Annotated in this window: 15 protein-coding genes and 1 pseudogene; 6 read left to right on the plus strand and 10 right to left on the minus strand. The window is 65.4% G+C overall.

All coding sequences use genetic code 11. The annotated features are described in order from the left end of the window. The first annotated feature begins 28 nt into the window (after positions 1 to 28). Positions 29 to 856 carry an EF-hand domain-containing protein gene (locus tag AC628_RS18045; RefSeq protein WP_074128110.1) on the plus strand — a complete coding sequence of 276 codons (828 nt, stop codon included), beginning with the start codon at positions 29 to 31 and terminating at the stop codon, positions 854 to 856. On the opposite strand, the gene AC628_RS18050 is transcribed toward AC628_RS18045, so the two are convergent. The 7 genes from AC628_RS18050 to AC628_RS18080 form a co-directional block, all read right to left on the minus strand. Next, the gene (locus AC628_RS18050) at positions 853 to 1,848 is read right to left on the minus strand and encodes a P1 family peptidase (RefSeq protein WP_074128111.1); all 996 of its coding nucleotides are present in this window, start codon (positions 1,846 to 1,848) and stop codon (positions 853 to 855) included. The two genes, AC628_RS18045 and AC628_RS18050, sit on opposite strands and share 4 nt — an antisense overlap. 192 nt (positions 1,849 to 2,040) lie before the next feature. After that, the gene (locus AC628_RS18055; RefSeq protein WP_074128112.1) at positions 2,041 to 3,159 is read right to left on the minus strand and encodes a branched-chain amino acid ABC transporter substrate-binding protein; all 1,119 of its coding nucleotides are present in this window, start codon (positions 3,157 to 3,159) and stop codon (positions 2,041 to 2,043) included. Positions 3,160 to 3,325: 166 nt separating this feature from the next. Beyond that, complete coding sequence (locus AC628_RS18060; protein ID WP_074128113.1) at positions 3,326 to 4,075, minus strand: ABC transporter ATP-binding protein; 750 nt, start codon at positions 4,073 to 4,075, stop codon at positions 3,326 to 3,328. Next, positions 4,072 to 4,905, minus strand: coding sequence for an ABC transporter ATP-binding protein (locus tag AC628_RS18065; RefSeq protein ID WP_074128114.1), 834 nt, complete (start codon positions 4,903 to 4,905; stop codon positions 4,072 to 4,074). Before AC628_RS18065 ends, AC628_RS18060 begins: the two co-directional genes overlap by 4 nt. Further along, positions 4,902 to 6,227: a high-affinity branched-chain amino acid ABC transporter permease LivM gene (gene livM / locus AC628_RS18070; RefSeq protein WP_074128115.1), complete on the minus strand. Its 1,326-nt coding sequence runs from the start codon at positions 6,225 to 6,227 to the stop codon at positions 4,902 to 4,904. The genes AC628_RS18065 and livM overlap by 4 nt, the downstream gene beginning before the upstream one ends. Before the next feature lie 10 nt (positions 6,228 to 6,237). Next, a complete protein-coding gene (locus tag AC628_RS18075) occupies positions 6,238 to 7,155 on the minus strand; it encodes an ABC transporter permease subunit (RefSeq protein ID WP_074128116.1) in 918 nt (305 codons plus the stop codon). Between the two features lie 499 nt (positions 7,156 to 7,654). Then, on the minus strand, positions 7,655 to 8,626 hold the full coding sequence (locus tag AC628_RS18080; protein ID WP_245321216.1) for a hypothetical protein: 972 nt from the start codon (positions 8,624 to 8,626) through the stop codon (positions 7,655 to 7,657). Between AC628_RS18080 and AC628_RS18085 the strand changes: the two genes are divergently transcribed. Beyond that, complete coding sequence (locus tag AC628_RS18085; RefSeq protein ID WP_074128118.1) at positions 8,595 to 9,122, plus strand: hypothetical protein; 528 nt, start codon at positions 8,595 to 8,597, stop codon at positions 9,120 to 9,122. The two genes, AC628_RS18080 and AC628_RS18085, sit on opposite strands and share 32 nt — an antisense overlap. Here the strand turns inward: AC628_RS18085 and AC628_RS18090 are convergent. The 3 genes from AC628_RS18090 to AC628_RS18100 all read right to left on the minus strand — a co-directional run bounded on the left by AC628_RS18090 (position 9,102) and on the right by AC628_RS18100 (position 11,789). After that, on the minus strand, positions 9,102 to 9,494 hold the full coding sequence (locus AC628_RS18090) for a carboxymuconolactone decarboxylase family protein (RefSeq protein ID WP_074128119.1): 393 nt from the start codon (positions 9,492 to 9,494) through the stop codon (positions 9,102 to 9,104). The two genes, AC628_RS18085 and AC628_RS18090, sit on opposite strands and share 21 nt — an antisense overlap. Positions 9,495 to 9,601: 107 nt before the next feature. Then, complete coding sequence (gene pcaD, locus AC628_RS18095) at positions 9,602 to 10,384, minus strand: 3-oxoadipate enol-lactonase (RefSeq protein ID WP_074128146.1); 783 nt, start codon at positions 10,382 to 10,384, stop codon at positions 9,602 to 9,604. A gap of 49 nt (positions 10,385 to 10,433) precedes the next feature. Then, positions 10,434 to 11,789 (minus strand): 3-carboxy-cis,cis-muconate cycloisomerase, encoded by a 1,356-nt coding sequence (locus AC628_RS18100; RefSeq protein ID WP_074128120.1) that lies wholly within the window; start codon positions 11,787 to 11,789, stop codon positions 10,434 to 10,436. A 209-nt stretch (positions 11,790 to 11,998) separates the two neighbouring features. On the opposite strand from AC628_RS18100, the gene AC628_RS18105 reads away from it, so the two are divergent. The 4 genes and pseudogenes from AC628_RS18105 to AC628_RS18120 all read left to right on the plus strand — a co-directional run bounded on the left by AC628_RS18105 (position 11,999) and on the right by AC628_RS18120 (position 15,030). Continuing rightward, positions 11,999 to 12,445, plus strand: a complete 447-nt coding sequence (locus tag AC628_RS18105; protein WP_016840413.1) for an SRPBCC family protein — start codon at positions 11,999 to 12,001, stop codon at positions 12,443 to 12,445. A gap of 231 nt (positions 12,446 to 12,676) precedes the next feature. Continuing rightward, on the plus strand, positions 12,677 to 13,162 hold the full coding sequence (locus tag AC628_RS18110) for a (2Fe-2S)-binding protein (RefSeq protein WP_016840414.1): 486 nt from the start codon (positions 12,677 to 12,679) through the stop codon (positions 13,160 to 13,162). Positions 13,163 to 13,218: 56 nt separating this feature from the next. After that, positions 13,219 to 14,024: pseudogene (locus AC628_RS18115) on the plus strand (FAD binding domain-containing protein). A 97-nt stretch (positions 14,025 to 14,121) separates the two neighbouring features. Then, complete coding sequence (locus tag AC628_RS18120; protein WP_074128121.1) at positions 14,122 to 15,030, plus strand: AAA family ATPase; 909 nt, start codon at positions 14,122 to 14,124, stop codon at positions 15,028 to 15,030. Positions 15,031 to 15,043 lie beyond the last annotated feature (13 nt).

A 15,043-nucleotide genomic window follows, 5' to 3' on the forward strand; every position in this document is an offset into this window, starting at 1 on the left:
CCTGGCGCGGCCTTGTTGGAGTATTGCCATGTTATTTGCCATTGGCGCTGCGTCATCCGCCGTCGATCTTTTGAGCTCGCTGATGTCGTCGAAATCGACGACGCAGACCGGCAGCTCCACGCAGGGAAATCAGACCACCGGGCTGTTCGACCTCTCGACCGCGACATCGACGTCGAGCAGCACCAGCGCCGGGTCGGGCGGCAGCACCCCGCAGATTTCGCCGCAGACCATGAGCGCGCTGCTCGACGCGCAGAGCCAGACCACGGCTTCAACCAACTCGGCTTCAACCAGCACAACGCCGACCAGCCGGTCGGACGCGCTTAAGGACCTGTTCTCGCTGATCGATGCCGACGGCAACGGCCAGATCACCAAGACCGAATTCGAGAACGCGCTCGGCGCCGGCGGCACCAACATCGCGCAGGCCGACGATGTGTTCTCCAAGCTCGATAAGAATGGCGACGGCAGCGTCAGCCTCGGCGAGATGTCGCAGGCCTTGCGGGGCCACAAGGGCGGCGGCCATCATCACCACCACATGGAGAGCGGCGCGACCGATGGATCCGGCTCCAGCAACGGCTCGGGCGGATCGAGCTCCGATCCCCTGATGCAGGCGCTTGATGGCGCGACCTCGACCTCGGTGACCAACAGCGACGGCTCGACCACGACGACCACGACCTATGCCGACGGCTCCAAGGTGTCGATGACGACGCCGGCCACGGCCTCAGCCAGCAGCAGCACGAATTCGTCCTCCGCCGGCAACAACGCCACCTCGTCCTACAATTTCATCGAGCAGCTGATCCAGCGCCAGTCGCAGGCGATCTCGGCGAAGGCCTCGTCGTCGCTGTCGGTCAGCGCCTAGCCGAACCGGTCCTGCCAGCTCGGCAGCGCGCCGGGGAAGGGCAGCGCGGTCGCTGAATGGACGCCGCGGGCGATCGCGCGCGCCACCGTGTTGGCTGCGATGGCGCCGAGCTGGGTCAGGCCGAACAGCGGATCGACCGGCTTGGCGCCGGTCGCGGCGGCAAACACGACATCGCCATCGAGCGGGGCGTGCACCGGATAGATCGCGCGCGCCATGCCGGTCTGCGCGATCATCGCAAGCCGCCGCGCCTGCGGTTTTGTCAATTGCGCATCGGTCACGACCACGACCAGCGTCGTGTTCTCGGCGGCGGTGGCGTCCGCGCCGCCCTTCAGCCGCGGCTTCAGCATGTCCTGGGTGAACGCGGGCGGCAGGCCGCGCCCGCCGAATTCGCCGTTCACCTCGAACGGCGCCGCCCAGAACCAGGGGCCGCCGCCGACCGTGACGCTGCCGACCGCGTTGACCACCGCAAGCGCTGCGACCTTGATGCCGTCGTCGGTCACGGCGGACGCCGAGCCGAGGCCGCCCTTGAGATTGGCGGTGGTCGCGCCCATGCCGGCGCCGACGCTGCCGAGTTCAAAGTCATCGGAGGCGGCATTCGCCGCGGCATAGCCGAGATCGCGATAGGGCGGAAAGCGGCCCCACGCCTTGTTGCCGCCGTTGAGCAGGTCGAAGCAGATCGCGCCGGGAACGATCGGGATCACCGCATCGCGGATGCGAAAGCCACGGCCGCGCTCGGCGAGCCAGGCCTGCACGCCGCCGGCGGAATCGAGCCCGAGCGCGGAGCCACCGGACAGCGTGATGGCGTCGATCGCCTCGACGACGTTGTGCGGGGCAAGCAGCGCGTCCTCGCGGGTGCCGGGGCCGCCGCCGCGGACATCGATCGAGGCCACCGCCGGCCGCTCGAACAGGATCGCGGTGACGCCCGAGGCGATCACCGCGTCGTCGGCGTGGCCGACGGCAACGCCGGCAATATCGGTGAGAAGGTTTTTCACGATGCGTCCGTCCCTGCTGTCCGATCGATCCGGTATAGCAGCCGTGGTGTCAAAGCAAAACGCCCCGGCTGACCGGGGCGGTTTGTAACTCTATCGACGTCATTGCGAGCGAAGCGAAGCAATCCATTTCACCGTTCGCGGAGACGTGGATTGCTTCGTCGCTTCGCTTCTCGCAATGACGGAAGGGGTCTCTCAGGAGCCCTTTGGGTTGATCTCGGTGTAGTTGCCCTTGGCGTCCCACTTGTAGACGACGTAGTCGATCGCCTTGATGTCGCCCTTGGCGTCGAAGCCCATCTTGCCGAGCACGGTGTCCCAGTCGCCGGCCTTGATGGTGGCCATCACCTTCTTGGCGTCGGTGGTGCCCGCCTTGGCGACGGCCTGCGTCCACACCTGCATCGCGGCGTAGGTGTAGAGCGTGTAGCCTTCGGGATCGATGTTCTTCGCCTTGAACTTCTCGACGATCGCCTTCGCGGTCGGCTTGTTGCGCGGATCGGGGCCGAAGGTGAACAGCGTGCCCTCGGCGGCCGGGCCGGTAATCGAGGCGAATTCCTTGTCGTTCATGGCATCGCCCGCCATCAGAATGGTCTGCAGGCCCTGATCGCGCATCTGGCGCAGGATCAGGCCGGCTTCCTGATGGTAGCCGCCGACATAGACCAGATCGATGTTGTCGCGCTTCAGGCGCGAGACGATCGAGTTGAAGTCCTTGTCGCCCTTGTTGTAGGACTCGAACATCTTCTCCTGGAAGCCGGCCTTGTTCAGCGCCTTCTTGGTCTCGTCGGCGAGGCCTTTGCCGTAGGTGGTCTTGTCGTTCAGGATCGCGACGTTCTTGCCCTTGAAGTTCTTCATGATGTAGTCGGCGGCGACCAGGCCCTGCTGGTCGTCACGGCCGCAGACGCGCGCCACGTTCCAGAGCTTGCGCTCGGTGAACAGCGGGTTGGTCGAGGCCGGGGTGATCTGCAGCACGTTGGCGTCGGCATAGGCCTCGGAGGCCGGGATCGACGACGACGAGCAGAAATGGCCGGCCACGAACGGGATCTTCGACGAGCCGATCTTTTCCGCGATCGAGCGCGCCTGCTTCGGATCGCAGGCATCGTCGTCGGCTTCCAGCGCGAGCTTCTTGCCGAGCACGCCGCCGGCGGCGTTGATGTCGGCGATTGCCTGCTCGGCGCCGTTCTTCATCTGCCGGCCGAAAGCGGATTCGGAGCCCGTCATCGGGCCCGCGACTGCGATGGTGATATCTTGCGCGAATGCGCTCGCCGAGAATGCGAACGAAGCGCCCAATGCCAGGCCGATCAGCTTCAGTGATTTCATGAGACGTCCCTCGTGGTCGTTGCCTCTTGCGGAAGGGCCCGGCACGCCGGGCCCCAAAACCGCGGGCATTCTCGGCTGGTTTCGCGGCGAAGTCACCGGCAATTTTCAGGCAATTCGACGCTGCATCAGCCTGCATCCTGCTGCAGGCGCGGCACGAAACGTGCAGCTACCCGCGGCGGCCGCCTTCCAGATAGGCGGCGCGGATTTCCGGGCGCTGCAGCAAATCGGCGCCGGTTCCGGCCAGCGTGATCAGGCCGTTGACCATGACGTAGCCGCGATGAGCGAGCTTCAGCGCATGGTTGGCGTTCTGCTCGACGATCAGCACGGTGAGGCCGTCCTGCCGGTTCAGCGTGCGGATGGCGTCGAAGATCTGGCGCGCGATCAGCGGCGCAAGGCCGAGCGAGGGCTCGTCCAGCATCAACAGGCGGGGCCGGCTCATCAGGGCACGGCCGATCGCGAGCATCTGCTGCTCGCCGCCCGACAGCGTGCCGCCGCGTTGTGCGACGCGTTCCTTCAGCCGCGGGAACAGCGCGAACACGCGCTCCAGCCCGGCCTCGCGTTCGGCTTCGCTGCATTCGGTGGAGTCGGCGCCCATCTGCAGGTTTTCCGCGACGCTCATGCGCGGAAAGATCCGCCGGCCTTCGGGCGATTGTGCGATGCGCAGCCGCGCGATCTCGTGGGTCGGCACGCCGGTGATGTCATTCCCGTCGAATTCGATCCGGCCGGCGCGGGCGCGCGGCCTGCCGAAGATCGTCATCATCAGCGTCGACTTGCCGGCGCCGTTGGCGCCGATCAGGGCGACGATCTCCCCTCGATTGATCTCGATGTCGACGCCTTTCAGCGCCTCGATCTTGCCATACGCCGCACGCACGCCGCGCACCGCGAGCAGGGGTGTGGTTGCCGCTAGCGCGCTCACGTGCCGCTCTCCATCACGGCGATCGCCTCTTCCTCGTCGGCGCCGAGATAGGCGGCGATCACCTTGGGGTCGTCGCGCACGGCCTGCGGCGTGCCTTCGGCGATCTTGACGCCATAGTCCATCACCACGACGTGGTCGGAGATCTCCATCACGACCGACATGTCATGCTCGATCAGCAGGATCGAGGTGCCCTGTTCGTTGCGGATCGACAGCAGCAGCTCGTTGAGCCCGCCGCTCTCGCGCGCGTTGAGGCCAGCCGCCGGCTCGTCGAGACAGAGCAGCGCAGGCTCGGTGCACATCGCGCGCGCGATCTCGAGCCGCCGCTGGTCGCCATAGGGCAGATTGCCCGCGGCATCGTCGGCACGGTCGAGCAGGCCGACGCGGTCGAGCCAGGTCCGCGCCAGCTCGATGGCGCGCTGTTCGGCCTCGCGCCAGGACGGCAGGCCGAGCAGCCCGAGCAGGGTTAGGCCCGAGGCGCGCATCAGCGCGTTGTGCTGGGCGACCATCAGATTCTCCAGCGCGGTCATGCCGGGAAACAGCCGGATGTTCTGGAAGGTGCGCGCCACTTTGGCCTGCTTGGAGATACGGAAATCGTTCAGCCGCTCGAGCTGGATGCTGCGGCCGTCGTCATGGGCGAGGCGGATCGCGCCGCCGCTCGGCCGGTAGAAGCCGGTGATGCAGTTGAACACGGTGGTCTTGCCGGCGCCGTTCGGTCCGATCAGCGCGGTGATCTTGCGCCGCTCGGCCGCGAACGAGAGCTCGTTGACCGCGACGATACCGCCGAAGCGCATCATCAGGCGGTCGACGGTGAGGATGGGATCGCCGCTCATCCGTGGCCCTCCTTGACGAGGTCGGACGAGATCGCCTGGTTGCGCTCCAGGAACACGGTCGGCGCGCGATGGCCGATCAGCCCGCGCGGCCGCCAGATCATCAACAGCACCATCGCGATGCCGAACACCAGCATGCGGTACTGATCGAAACCGCGGAACAATTCGAAGCCGCCGATCATGGTGAGCGCGGCAAGCGCGACGCCGAGCTGCGAGCCCATGCCGCCGAGCACGACGATCGCCAGCACCAGCGCCGATTCCTGGAAGGTGAAGGATTCCGGACTGATGAAGCCCTGCCGCGTCGCGAAGAAGGCGCCCGCGAGGCCGCCGAACATCGCACCCGTCGCGAACGCGGTGAGCTTGGTCGTGGTGACGTTGATGCCGAGCGCGCGGCAGGCCACCTCGTCCTCGCGCAGCGCTTCCCAGGCGCGGCCGATCGGCAGCCGGCGCAACCGGATCGTCACCCAGTTGGTGAGCAGCGCCATCGCCAGGATCAGGTAGAACAGGAACACGATGCGATGGGTCGGCGAGAACTCGATGCCGAGTTTGGCGGCAAGCCCGTCATCGCTGTTGTCGAGCGGAATGCCGAACAGGGTCGGGCGCGGGATGCCGGAGACGCCGTTGGGTCCGCCGGTCAGGCTTTGCCAGTTGATGATCACGAGGCGGATGATCTCGCCGAAGGCGAGCGTGACGATCGCGAGATAATCGCCGCGCAGCCGCAGCACCGGGAAGCCGAGCAGCACGCCCCAAAACGCCGCCAGGATGCCGGCGAGCGGCAGGCAGACCCAGAACGACAATCCGAAATTGGTGGCAAGCAGCGCGTAGGAATAGGCGCCGACCGCATAGAAGGCGACATAGCCGAGGTCGAGCAGGCCGGCGAGCCCGACCACGACGTTCAAGCCCCATCCCAGCATCACATAGGTCAGCACCAGGATCGACAGATCGAGAATATAGCGCTGGTTGTAGAAGATCACCGGCACCAGGAAGGCGAACACCAGGAGCGCCGGTGCCAGCCAACGCCCGGCGAACGACATCGCGGCCTGCACCGGCTTTGGGACGATGCGGTCCTTGTCGACCGGTCCCCACCATTGCCGCAGCAGCTCGATGATGATGCTGCCGCCGAACACGGTGCCGACCATGGCGGCGAGGTCGCCGAACCGCGTCCAGTAGATCAGGCCGCCCTGCGGCCCGGCCTCGGTGCGGACGCCGATCATCAGCGAGAACAGCACCAGCGCGACGGCGGCGCTGATCAGGGCTTTCTTGAGAATGAAGGCGCTGCCCGAAGGCTGCGCAGCGTGCGAGGGGCGGGCTGAGGTCGCGCTCACGAAGTGCCTGTCAGACTTTTTCGACTTCGGGACGGCCAAGCAGGCCGGTCGGCATGAAGATCAGCACCACGATCAGGATCGAGAACGCGGCGACGTCCTTGTACTCCACCGAGAAATAGGCCGACCAGAACGTCTCGATCAGGCCGATCGCGAGCCCGCCGAGCATCGCGCCAGGCAGCGAGCCGATGCCGCCGAGCACCGCGGCGGTGAACGCCTTGATGCCGGCGACGAAGCCCATGAAGAAATCGACCAGGCCGTAATAGAGCAGGTACATCATGCCGGCGACGGCGGCGAGCGCGGCACCGATCACGAAGGTCATCGAGATGGTGCGGTCGACATCGACGCCGAGCAGTGAGGCCATCGTCTGGTCCTGCTCGCAGGCGCGCATGTCGCGCCCGAGCCGGGTGCGCGAGACCAGCCAGGTGAACACCGCGAGCAGCACGATGGTCGCGAGCACGACCACGATCTGGATGTTGGAGAGCTGCACGGCGAAGCCTTCGGAGCCCTCATGCAGCGTGTAGCCGCCGGTGATGATCGGCGGCACCGGCTTGACCCGCGCGCCCTGCGACACCTGCGAGAAATTGGTCAGCACGAACGACATGCCGATCGCCGACAGCATCGGCGCGAGGCGGAACGAGTGGCGCAGCGGCCGGTAGGCGATGCGTTCGATGGTCCAGCCATAGAGCGCCGTGATCACCATCGAGACCAGCAGCACGATCAGCAGGATCAGCGGGATCGCGGTGAGGCCGAGCGACACCAGCACCAGGAACGAGATCATCGCGATGAAGCCGCCGATCATGAAGATGTCGCCATGGGCGAAGTTGATCATGCCGACGATGCCGTAGACCATCGTGTAGCCGATGGCGATCAGGCCATAGATCGAACCGAGCACGAGGCCGTTGATCAATTGCTGGGCGAAATAATCCATGCGCTGCCGTCAGAGCCTGTTCGGTTGAGAACCGAACGGGCTCTCGGTTTGATTTGGACGCGGCGTCTTCACGCGAACCGGTCTCCACTTCGCTCGAAACGCTACGTCGCGGGTGACGCGGCGAGGGCCCCCGGCAGCCTGGTCCGTCGCGTCGCGGTATTTTCTAACAGCGGAACCCCGGCGGCGGCAACAGCATGGCAGCAGCAGAAAGGGCCTTGTACATAACTACTTTGGCGGGTGCGCTTCCGATGTCACAGGGACCGAGACCCCGTTGCCTTGCAATGATCGCGCCGGAACCCGTGTTCCCCGAGCAACTGCGGTCCCGATGCGCGCGTTGTCCCCAGCTTGACGAGAGAATGACCAACCGGAGCCCAGATCGGAAGCTCAGCGCCGCAGGATCCGGGCCGATGTGATGCCGGGCAATTGAGCAGTTGCAACAAAAAGGGTCTCGCCGCGTTGCGAGGCCCTTTGTCAGTCGATTTGTTTCTGCCGCTGTTATTCAGGCCAATTGATCGGCGAAGCGGCCGCGGAAGGCGTATGAGCCGAAATGCGTCAGCTCGCTGCGCAGGTCGAGCCAGATCTCGCCGCCGAGGTCGATCCAGCGCCGGCAGAATGCGTAGTCTTCGGACAGATACTCGCCGGTGGTCTTGTCGATCATGCATTCGAACAGCGACACGCGGTCGAGGTCGGCGCGAACCAGATTGCCGGTGTTCAGATCGTTGGTCTTGTGGTTCGCCCGGTATTTCAGTTCGGGATGGGCATCGCACAGCCTGACGAGCGCGGATCGTTTCATCATCAGGAAGCCGGTTCCGGCATATCGGACTTTGGCAAAGCCATCGCCGCGCGCAGTGATCTGGTCGCCGGCCCATGTGACGACATAGTCCAGCGAGGATGAGGCGAGGTTCTTGCGCTTGGCGTCCGCGGCCCGCTGCACCTTTTCCCAGTCGATGTGCTTGAGCGGATAGGCCGCGGCCGAGACATCGGCGCCGCACTCGAGCAGCCGGAACACGGACTCGGGCTCGAACCCGATATCGGCATCGATGAACAGGAGATGGCTGGCGCCGGAGGCGAGGAATTGGTGGGCCAGCTCGTTCCGGGCGCGCACGATCAGCGATTCGTTTCCGATCAGATGGAACACGATGTCGATGCCCCGGGTCGTCGCCGCAGCCTGAAGCTTCAAGGCTGACAACACATAGGCCATCTTCAGATCGCCGCCGTAGCAGGGCGTTGCGACGAAAACGCGGGTTCTTTCGGTCATTTTACCCCCTTTATCCTTGGCTGGCGTGGATTCTGGCCGAGCCCGATCGCATCGATCCGGAACCATCGCACCGCGCTTAACCTTAACAAAGGGTTTAAATTGCTGCCGGCAATCGATCGGCGTTACCTCGCACGCTGAACCGTCGCCAATCCAAACGGCGCTGGAACCACGGGAAGCGGCAATGTCGAATAACTGGCGGATCAGCTCCTTCAACGGCGCGCTGCTTGCGGCCTATTTCATTCCGGTCTGGACCATCATCGCCTTCAGCATCATGGTGTCGCCGATCCACGGCCTCTATGAGCGGCCTAGCGTATCAATCGCGCTGTATGCGAGCGACTATCTGCACCTCGGCAAGATGGCGACGGTGCGGCTCGCATGGCTGTTGGCGCTGGCGCGGATCACGGTGGTGGCGTTCTTCGCGGTGTTCCTCGCGATGGCCGCGTTCTCGCCGCTCCGCAGAAACAGCAGTGGCGCCGACGAGGCGCTTTCGGTCGCGCTCTGCCTCGGCAGCGTGCTGAGCTTTGCCAGCATGATGATGGCGTCCAAGGTCGGCGAGGTCGAAGCGATGCGCATGCATGCATCCGAGCTTCTGATGCTGCTCGGCACCGCGATCGTGATGCTGTTCGAGACCTCGCCGAAGCGAGCTGCCGTTGCCCCAGCCGTTGAGGCGGGTGCGCCGGCGAGTGGGCTATCCCTTCAGCAGCCCTAGATCGGCAATGATTGCGCCGGCTTCCTTGACGGCGTGATTGGCCGCGGGCACGCCGCAATAGATCGCCTGCTGCAGCAGGATCTCCTTGATGTCGTCCGGCGTGAAGGCGCCTTCGCTGAGCGCGGCGCGCACATGCAGGCGGAACTCGTCCCACTGGCCGAGCGCGACCATGGTGCCGATGACGAGCACGCGGCGCGTGCGGTGGTCGAAATGCGGCCGCGTCCAGATATCGCCCCACGCATAGCGCGTGATCAGGTCCTGGAAGTCGGTGTTGAACGCGTTGCGGTTCTTGATCGACTTGTCGACCCATTCATTGCCGAGCACCTTGCGGCGCTGCGTCATTCCGTCGTCGCGGCGCTGATTGTCGTCCATTGATGTCTCCTCCCGTCATTGCGAGCGAAGCGAAGCAATCCATTTAGCCGCCTGCGGAGACATGGATTGCTTCGTCGCTTCGCTCCTCGCAATGACGCTCTTTCTGGTTATCGTTGCGTCAGGAAGCCGACCACAGCTTCGGTGAAGGCGTGGGATTGCTCGACATTGGAAATATGCGCGGCATCGAGCAGCGTCATGCTGGCGCCGGGAATGCCGCTGCGGATCATCTCACCCGCCGACACCGGCGTTGCCATGTCCTGCTTTCCTGCGATCACCAGCGTCGGGCTTTTGATCTTCGGCAGCAGCGCGCGCTGGTCGAGCGTCGACAGCGCCTCGCAGCAGGCGAGATAGCCCTCGACGGGCGAAGCCTGCAGCATCGCCTTCATGCGCGCGGTGGTCTCCGGCTCGCGCTCGCGGAAGTCGGCGGTCAGCCAGCCCGCGATCACGGTGTCGGCGACGGCGGCGATGCCGCCTTCCTTGACGACCTTGATGCGGTTCAGCCAGTTGGTCGGATCGGGATAGTAGCAGGCGGTGTTGGCGAGGATGATCTTGCCGAATCTTTCAGGGGCGTTGGCGCCGAGCCATTGCCCGACCATGCCGCCCATCGACAGGCCGCACCAGTGCACCTTCTCGATGTTGAGGTCGTCGAGGATCGCCAGCACGTCGCGACCGAACCGCTCCATGGAGTAGGGGCCGGCCGGCACGCCGGACTTGCCGTGACCCCGGCGGTCATAGCGGATGACGCGGAACATCTGCGTCAGCGCCTTCATCTGCGGCTCCCACATCTGCAGGGTGCAGCCGAGCGAGTTCGACAGCATCAAGGTCGGTCCGCCGTCGCGGCCATCGACCTGGACGTTGAGCAGGCATCCGTCGGCGTTGATCATCGGCATCTTTTTTCCCTCGTCTTGCGCGGCGAAGCGTCGTTCGTTCTCACCGCCGCTACTTTTCATCCAGTGAAGCGAGCAATCGGTCGATCAGCGCCTGCGAGGCGCCCTGATACGCCATCGGCTCGAACAGTTCTGCGATTCTCTTCGCGTCGAGATGCGCGGTGACCTTGGCATCCGCCGACAGCACGTCGCGCAGATGCTTCTGCTCGGCGACCGCTTTCTTGCTGGCGGCCTCGATCAGATGATGGGCGTCGCTCTTGCCGATCTTTTCGGCCAGCGCAAACGTCACGGCTTCCGCCATGATCAACCCATGCGTCGCGTCGAGATTGGCGCGCATCCGCGCCGCATCGACCTCGAGCCCTTCGGCGAGGTCGACGATCGCGGCGAGCGCGCCCGAGGTCACCAGCATCAGGCCCGGCAAGGTCGGCCATTCCGCATGCCATGGGCCGGCGCTGCGCTCATGGTCCTGCACCTGCGCGGCGAAGATCGTCGCCGCGAGGTTCGGTGCCATGGTCGCGGCGCCCAGCGCGCTCGCAGCGGCGACGGGGTTGCGCTTGTGCGGCATGGTCGAGGAGCCGCCGCGGCCGGCGCCGGCGGGCTCGAAGGCCTCGCCGACATCGGTCTGCATCATCAGCGAAATGTCGCGCGCGATCTTGCCGCAGCTGCCGGCGAGGATGGCGAACACCGACGCCGCCTCCGCGATGCAGTCGCGGTGGGTGTGCCAGGGCGCATCGGGCAAGGGCAGGTCGAGCTCTTTCGCCAGCGCTGCGGCGACCGCGAGGCCCTTGTCGCCAAGCGCGGCGAGCGTGCCGGCGGCGCCGCCGAATTGCAGCGCCAGCGTCTCATGGCGCAGGCGCAGCAAGCGCTTGCGGGAGCGCTGCAGGGCTGCTGCATATTCGGCGAGCTTGAGGCCGAACGGCATCGGCAGCGCGTGCTGTAGCCAGGTCCGCGCCACCACTGCGGTGTCGCGATGGGCGTGGGCAAGCTTAGCAAAACCCGCGACGGCGCGGTCGAGATCGGCGAGCAACGCATCGATGCCGGCACGCAGCGACAGCATGGTCGCGGTGTCGATGACGTCCTGGCTGGTGGCACCCCAATGCACATAGCGCGCCGCCTCGGCATCCGCCTTGGCGACATCAGCGGTCAGGGCCTTGACCAGCGGGATCGCGAGATTGCCTGATCGCGTCGCGGCGTCGGCCAGCGCGACGAGGTCGAATGATTCGGCTTTGCAGGCCGCGGCGATCGGTCCGGCGCTGGCTGCGGGAATCACGCCGCAGGCCACCTCGGCGCGGGCCAGCGCGGCCTCGAAATCCAGCATGTTCTGCAGGGTGGCGGCATCGTCGCACACCGCGCGCATCGCCGCGCTCGACAGCATCGGCGCAAGCAGGGGGGAAAGGGCTGTGCTCATGGCGCGCGACCTAACCACTCCCGGGCGTCGCTGCCAATGCCCCTGCGCTGCCGTCATATCCGGCAAGCGGACCGCGCGATTTCGTGAACGATGCGCTTGGCTTGCTGCGGTTGCGAATATGCATCGCTCATCCTCCCAAGGTGGCCTTTCCTTTGCGCCCGGGCTGCTTTACTTGGGGAAAAGGTTTTTGCGATCGAGGAGGTCCTCCCATGGCCATGACAATGACCGGCGAAGTCCAGCTTGCAGCGCCGCGCCAGGCTGTGTGGGACAAGCTCAACGACCCCGAAGTGCTCAAGGCCTGCATCCCCGGCTGCGAAGAGCTGGAGAAGACCGACGAGGGCGGCTTCCGTGCCACCGCCAAGATGAAGGTCGGCCCGGTCTCCGCCCGCTTCAAGGGCAAGGTGACCTTGAGCGATCTCGATCCGCCGAACGGCTACAAGATCTCGGGCGAAGGCGAGGGCGGGGTCGCCGGCTTCGCCAAGGGCGGCGCTACCGTCGGCCTTGCCGACAAGGACGGCGGCACGCTTCTGAGCTACAACGTGGAGGCGCAGATCGGCGGCAAGCTCGCCCAGCTCGGCCAGCGCCTGATCAACGGCGCCGCCAAGAAGCTGGCCGATGAATTCTTTGCAAATTTCGCCAAGGCGGTGCAGGGTTAGAGCGTTTTCGAGCGAAGTGGACACCCGGTTCGCGTGAAGAAAACGCGTCAAAACTAGAGTCTATCCCGCACGCGGGCCGGATCATTCAGGCCCCGCCAAGCCTTCCCGATATGTCCTGGATGGGTGGCTCCAAAGGTTGCCCATCGCGGGGCGCGCCCATATTATGCCGTCTGGAATGATTTTAAACCGCCTGCTTCGCCGATATGCGGTGGCGCAGATAAGAGAGTGCTGATGGCCAAGATTTCAATGATCGTGAACGGCAACCCCGTTAACGCGAACGTCGACCCCCGTACCCTTCTGGTCCAGTTTCTGCGCGAAAACCTGCGGCTGACAGGCACCCATGTCGGCTGCGACACCTCGCAGTGCGGCGCCTGCGTCGTGCACCTGGACGGCAAGGCGGTGAAGTCCTGCACGACGCTCGCGGTGATGGCCGACGGTCATGAGGTCAAGACCATCGAGGGGCTGGCGGCCGATGGCGCGCCGCTGCATCCGATGCAGGAGGCCTTCCGCGAGCATCACGGCCTGCAGTGCGGCTTCTGCACGCCGGGCATGATCATGACCGCCGTCGACCTGGTCCATCGCAAGGGCCACGAGCTCTCCGACGAGGTGATCCGCGAGGAGCTGGAAGGCAATCTGTGCCGCTGCACCGGATACCAGAACATCGTGGCCTCGATCGCCGCCGGCGCCAAGGCGATGGCCAAATCGGACTTGGCTTAAACAAGTCGGACCTCGCTTAATCAGCAATTCGTCGCGATCGCGATCAGGACATTCCAATGTACGAATTCAAATATCATCGTCCCGGCACCGTGCGGCAGGCCGCCAACCTCCTGGTGAAGAACGAGGACGCCAAGCTGATCGCCGGCGGTCACACGCTGGTGCCGGTCATGAAGCAGCGGCTCGCGAGCCCGCCGCATCTGGTCGACCTCTCCCATATCGAAGGTCTCGACACGATCGAGATGAAGGGCCGCTCGCTGGTGATCGGCGCCACCGCCAAGCACGCCGACGTCGCGAACTCTGCTGTTGTCGGCGAGGCGATCCCGGCGCTGGCCGAACTGGCCGGGCTGATCGGCGATCCCGCGGTGCGCCACCGCGGCACCATCGGCGCTCGCTCGCCAACAACGACCCGACCGCGGACTATCCGGCGGCGGTGCTCGCGCTGGGCGCGACCATCGTCACCAACAAGCGCCGCCTGAAGGCCGAGGAGTATTTCCAGGGCCTGTTCTCGACCGCGCTGGAGGCCGACGAGATCATCACCAAGGTGATGTTCCCGCTGCCGAAGAAGGCGGCCTACATCAAGTTCCGCAACCAGGCCTCGCGCTATGCGTTGGTCGGTGTGTTCGTGGCCAAGCGTCCGTCCGACGTGCGCGTCGCGGTCACCGGCGCGGGCTCGGACGGCGTGTTCCGCGCCACCGCGTTCGAGGAGGCCTTGAAGAAGCGCTTCTCGCACAAGGTACTCGACGGCATCGCGGTTCCGGCCGAAGGGCTGAACAGCGACCTGCACGGCAGTGCCGAATACCGCGCCCATCTGATCGGCGTTTTGACGCGCCGGGCGGTGGAAGCCGCCAACGCCAAGGACTAGCTAAGGACTAGATCCAAGGGACTAGATCCAAACCGGATCCCAAGGACTAGATCTGACGCGTGATTTTGCTAACCCCTGTTCGAAGACTGGCAGTTCCATGAGTGCATCGGCGTTACCCACTTCCGTCGATGCGCTCGAGGAGCTCTTGACCTCGCGCGGCTATCTCGCCGAGCGGTCGCTCGCGACCGTGACTTATCTGGCGCTGCGCATGGGCCGGCCGCTGTTCCTCGAAGGCGAGGCCGGCGTCGGCAAGACCGAGATCGCCAAGGTGCTTTCGGCGGCGCTCGGGCGCAAGCTGATCCGCCTGCAATGCTATGAAGGCCTCGACGTCGCCTCCGCGGTCTATGAGTGGAGCAGTGCGGCGCAGATGATCGCGATCCGGCTGGCGGAAGCCTCCGGCGACACCGATCGCGACCAGCTCGCGAGCGACATCTTCGCCGAGCGCTTCCTGATCAAGCGGCCGCTGTTGCAGGCGCTCGAGCCCGACGTTGCCGGCCCGCCGGTGCTCTTGATCGACGAACTCGACCGCGCCGACGAGGCGTTCGAGGCGTATCTGTTGGAAATCCTCAGCGACTTCCAGGTCACGATCCCCGAGCTCGGCACCGTGAAGGCGCCGGCGCCGCCGATCGTGATCATCACCTCGAACCGCACCCGCGAGATTCATGACGCGCTGAAGCGGCGCTGCCTCTATCACTGGGTGGATTATCCCTCGGCCGAGCGCGAGCTCGCGATCGTCAAGTCGCGGGTGCCGAACATCTCCGCAAAACTGTCGCAGCAGGTCGTGCGCTTCGTGCAGGCGCTGCGCAGCCAGGATTTCTACAAGTCGCCCGGTGTCGCCGAGACCATCGACTGGGCCACCGCGCTGTCCGAGCTCGACGCCCGCTCGCTGACGCCGCAGGTGGTCGGCGACACGCTGGGCGCGCTGCTCAAGTACCAGGACGACATCGCGCGCATGCAGGGCGATGCGTTGCAGAAGACATTGAAGGAAGCGACGAGCGAGACGTAAGTCGCGCGTCGCA

The organism is Bradyrhizobium sp. NAS96.2, assembly GCF_001908235.1.
GTDB lineage: Bacteria > Pseudomonadota > Alphaproteobacteria > Rhizobiales > Xanthobacteraceae > Bradyrhizobium.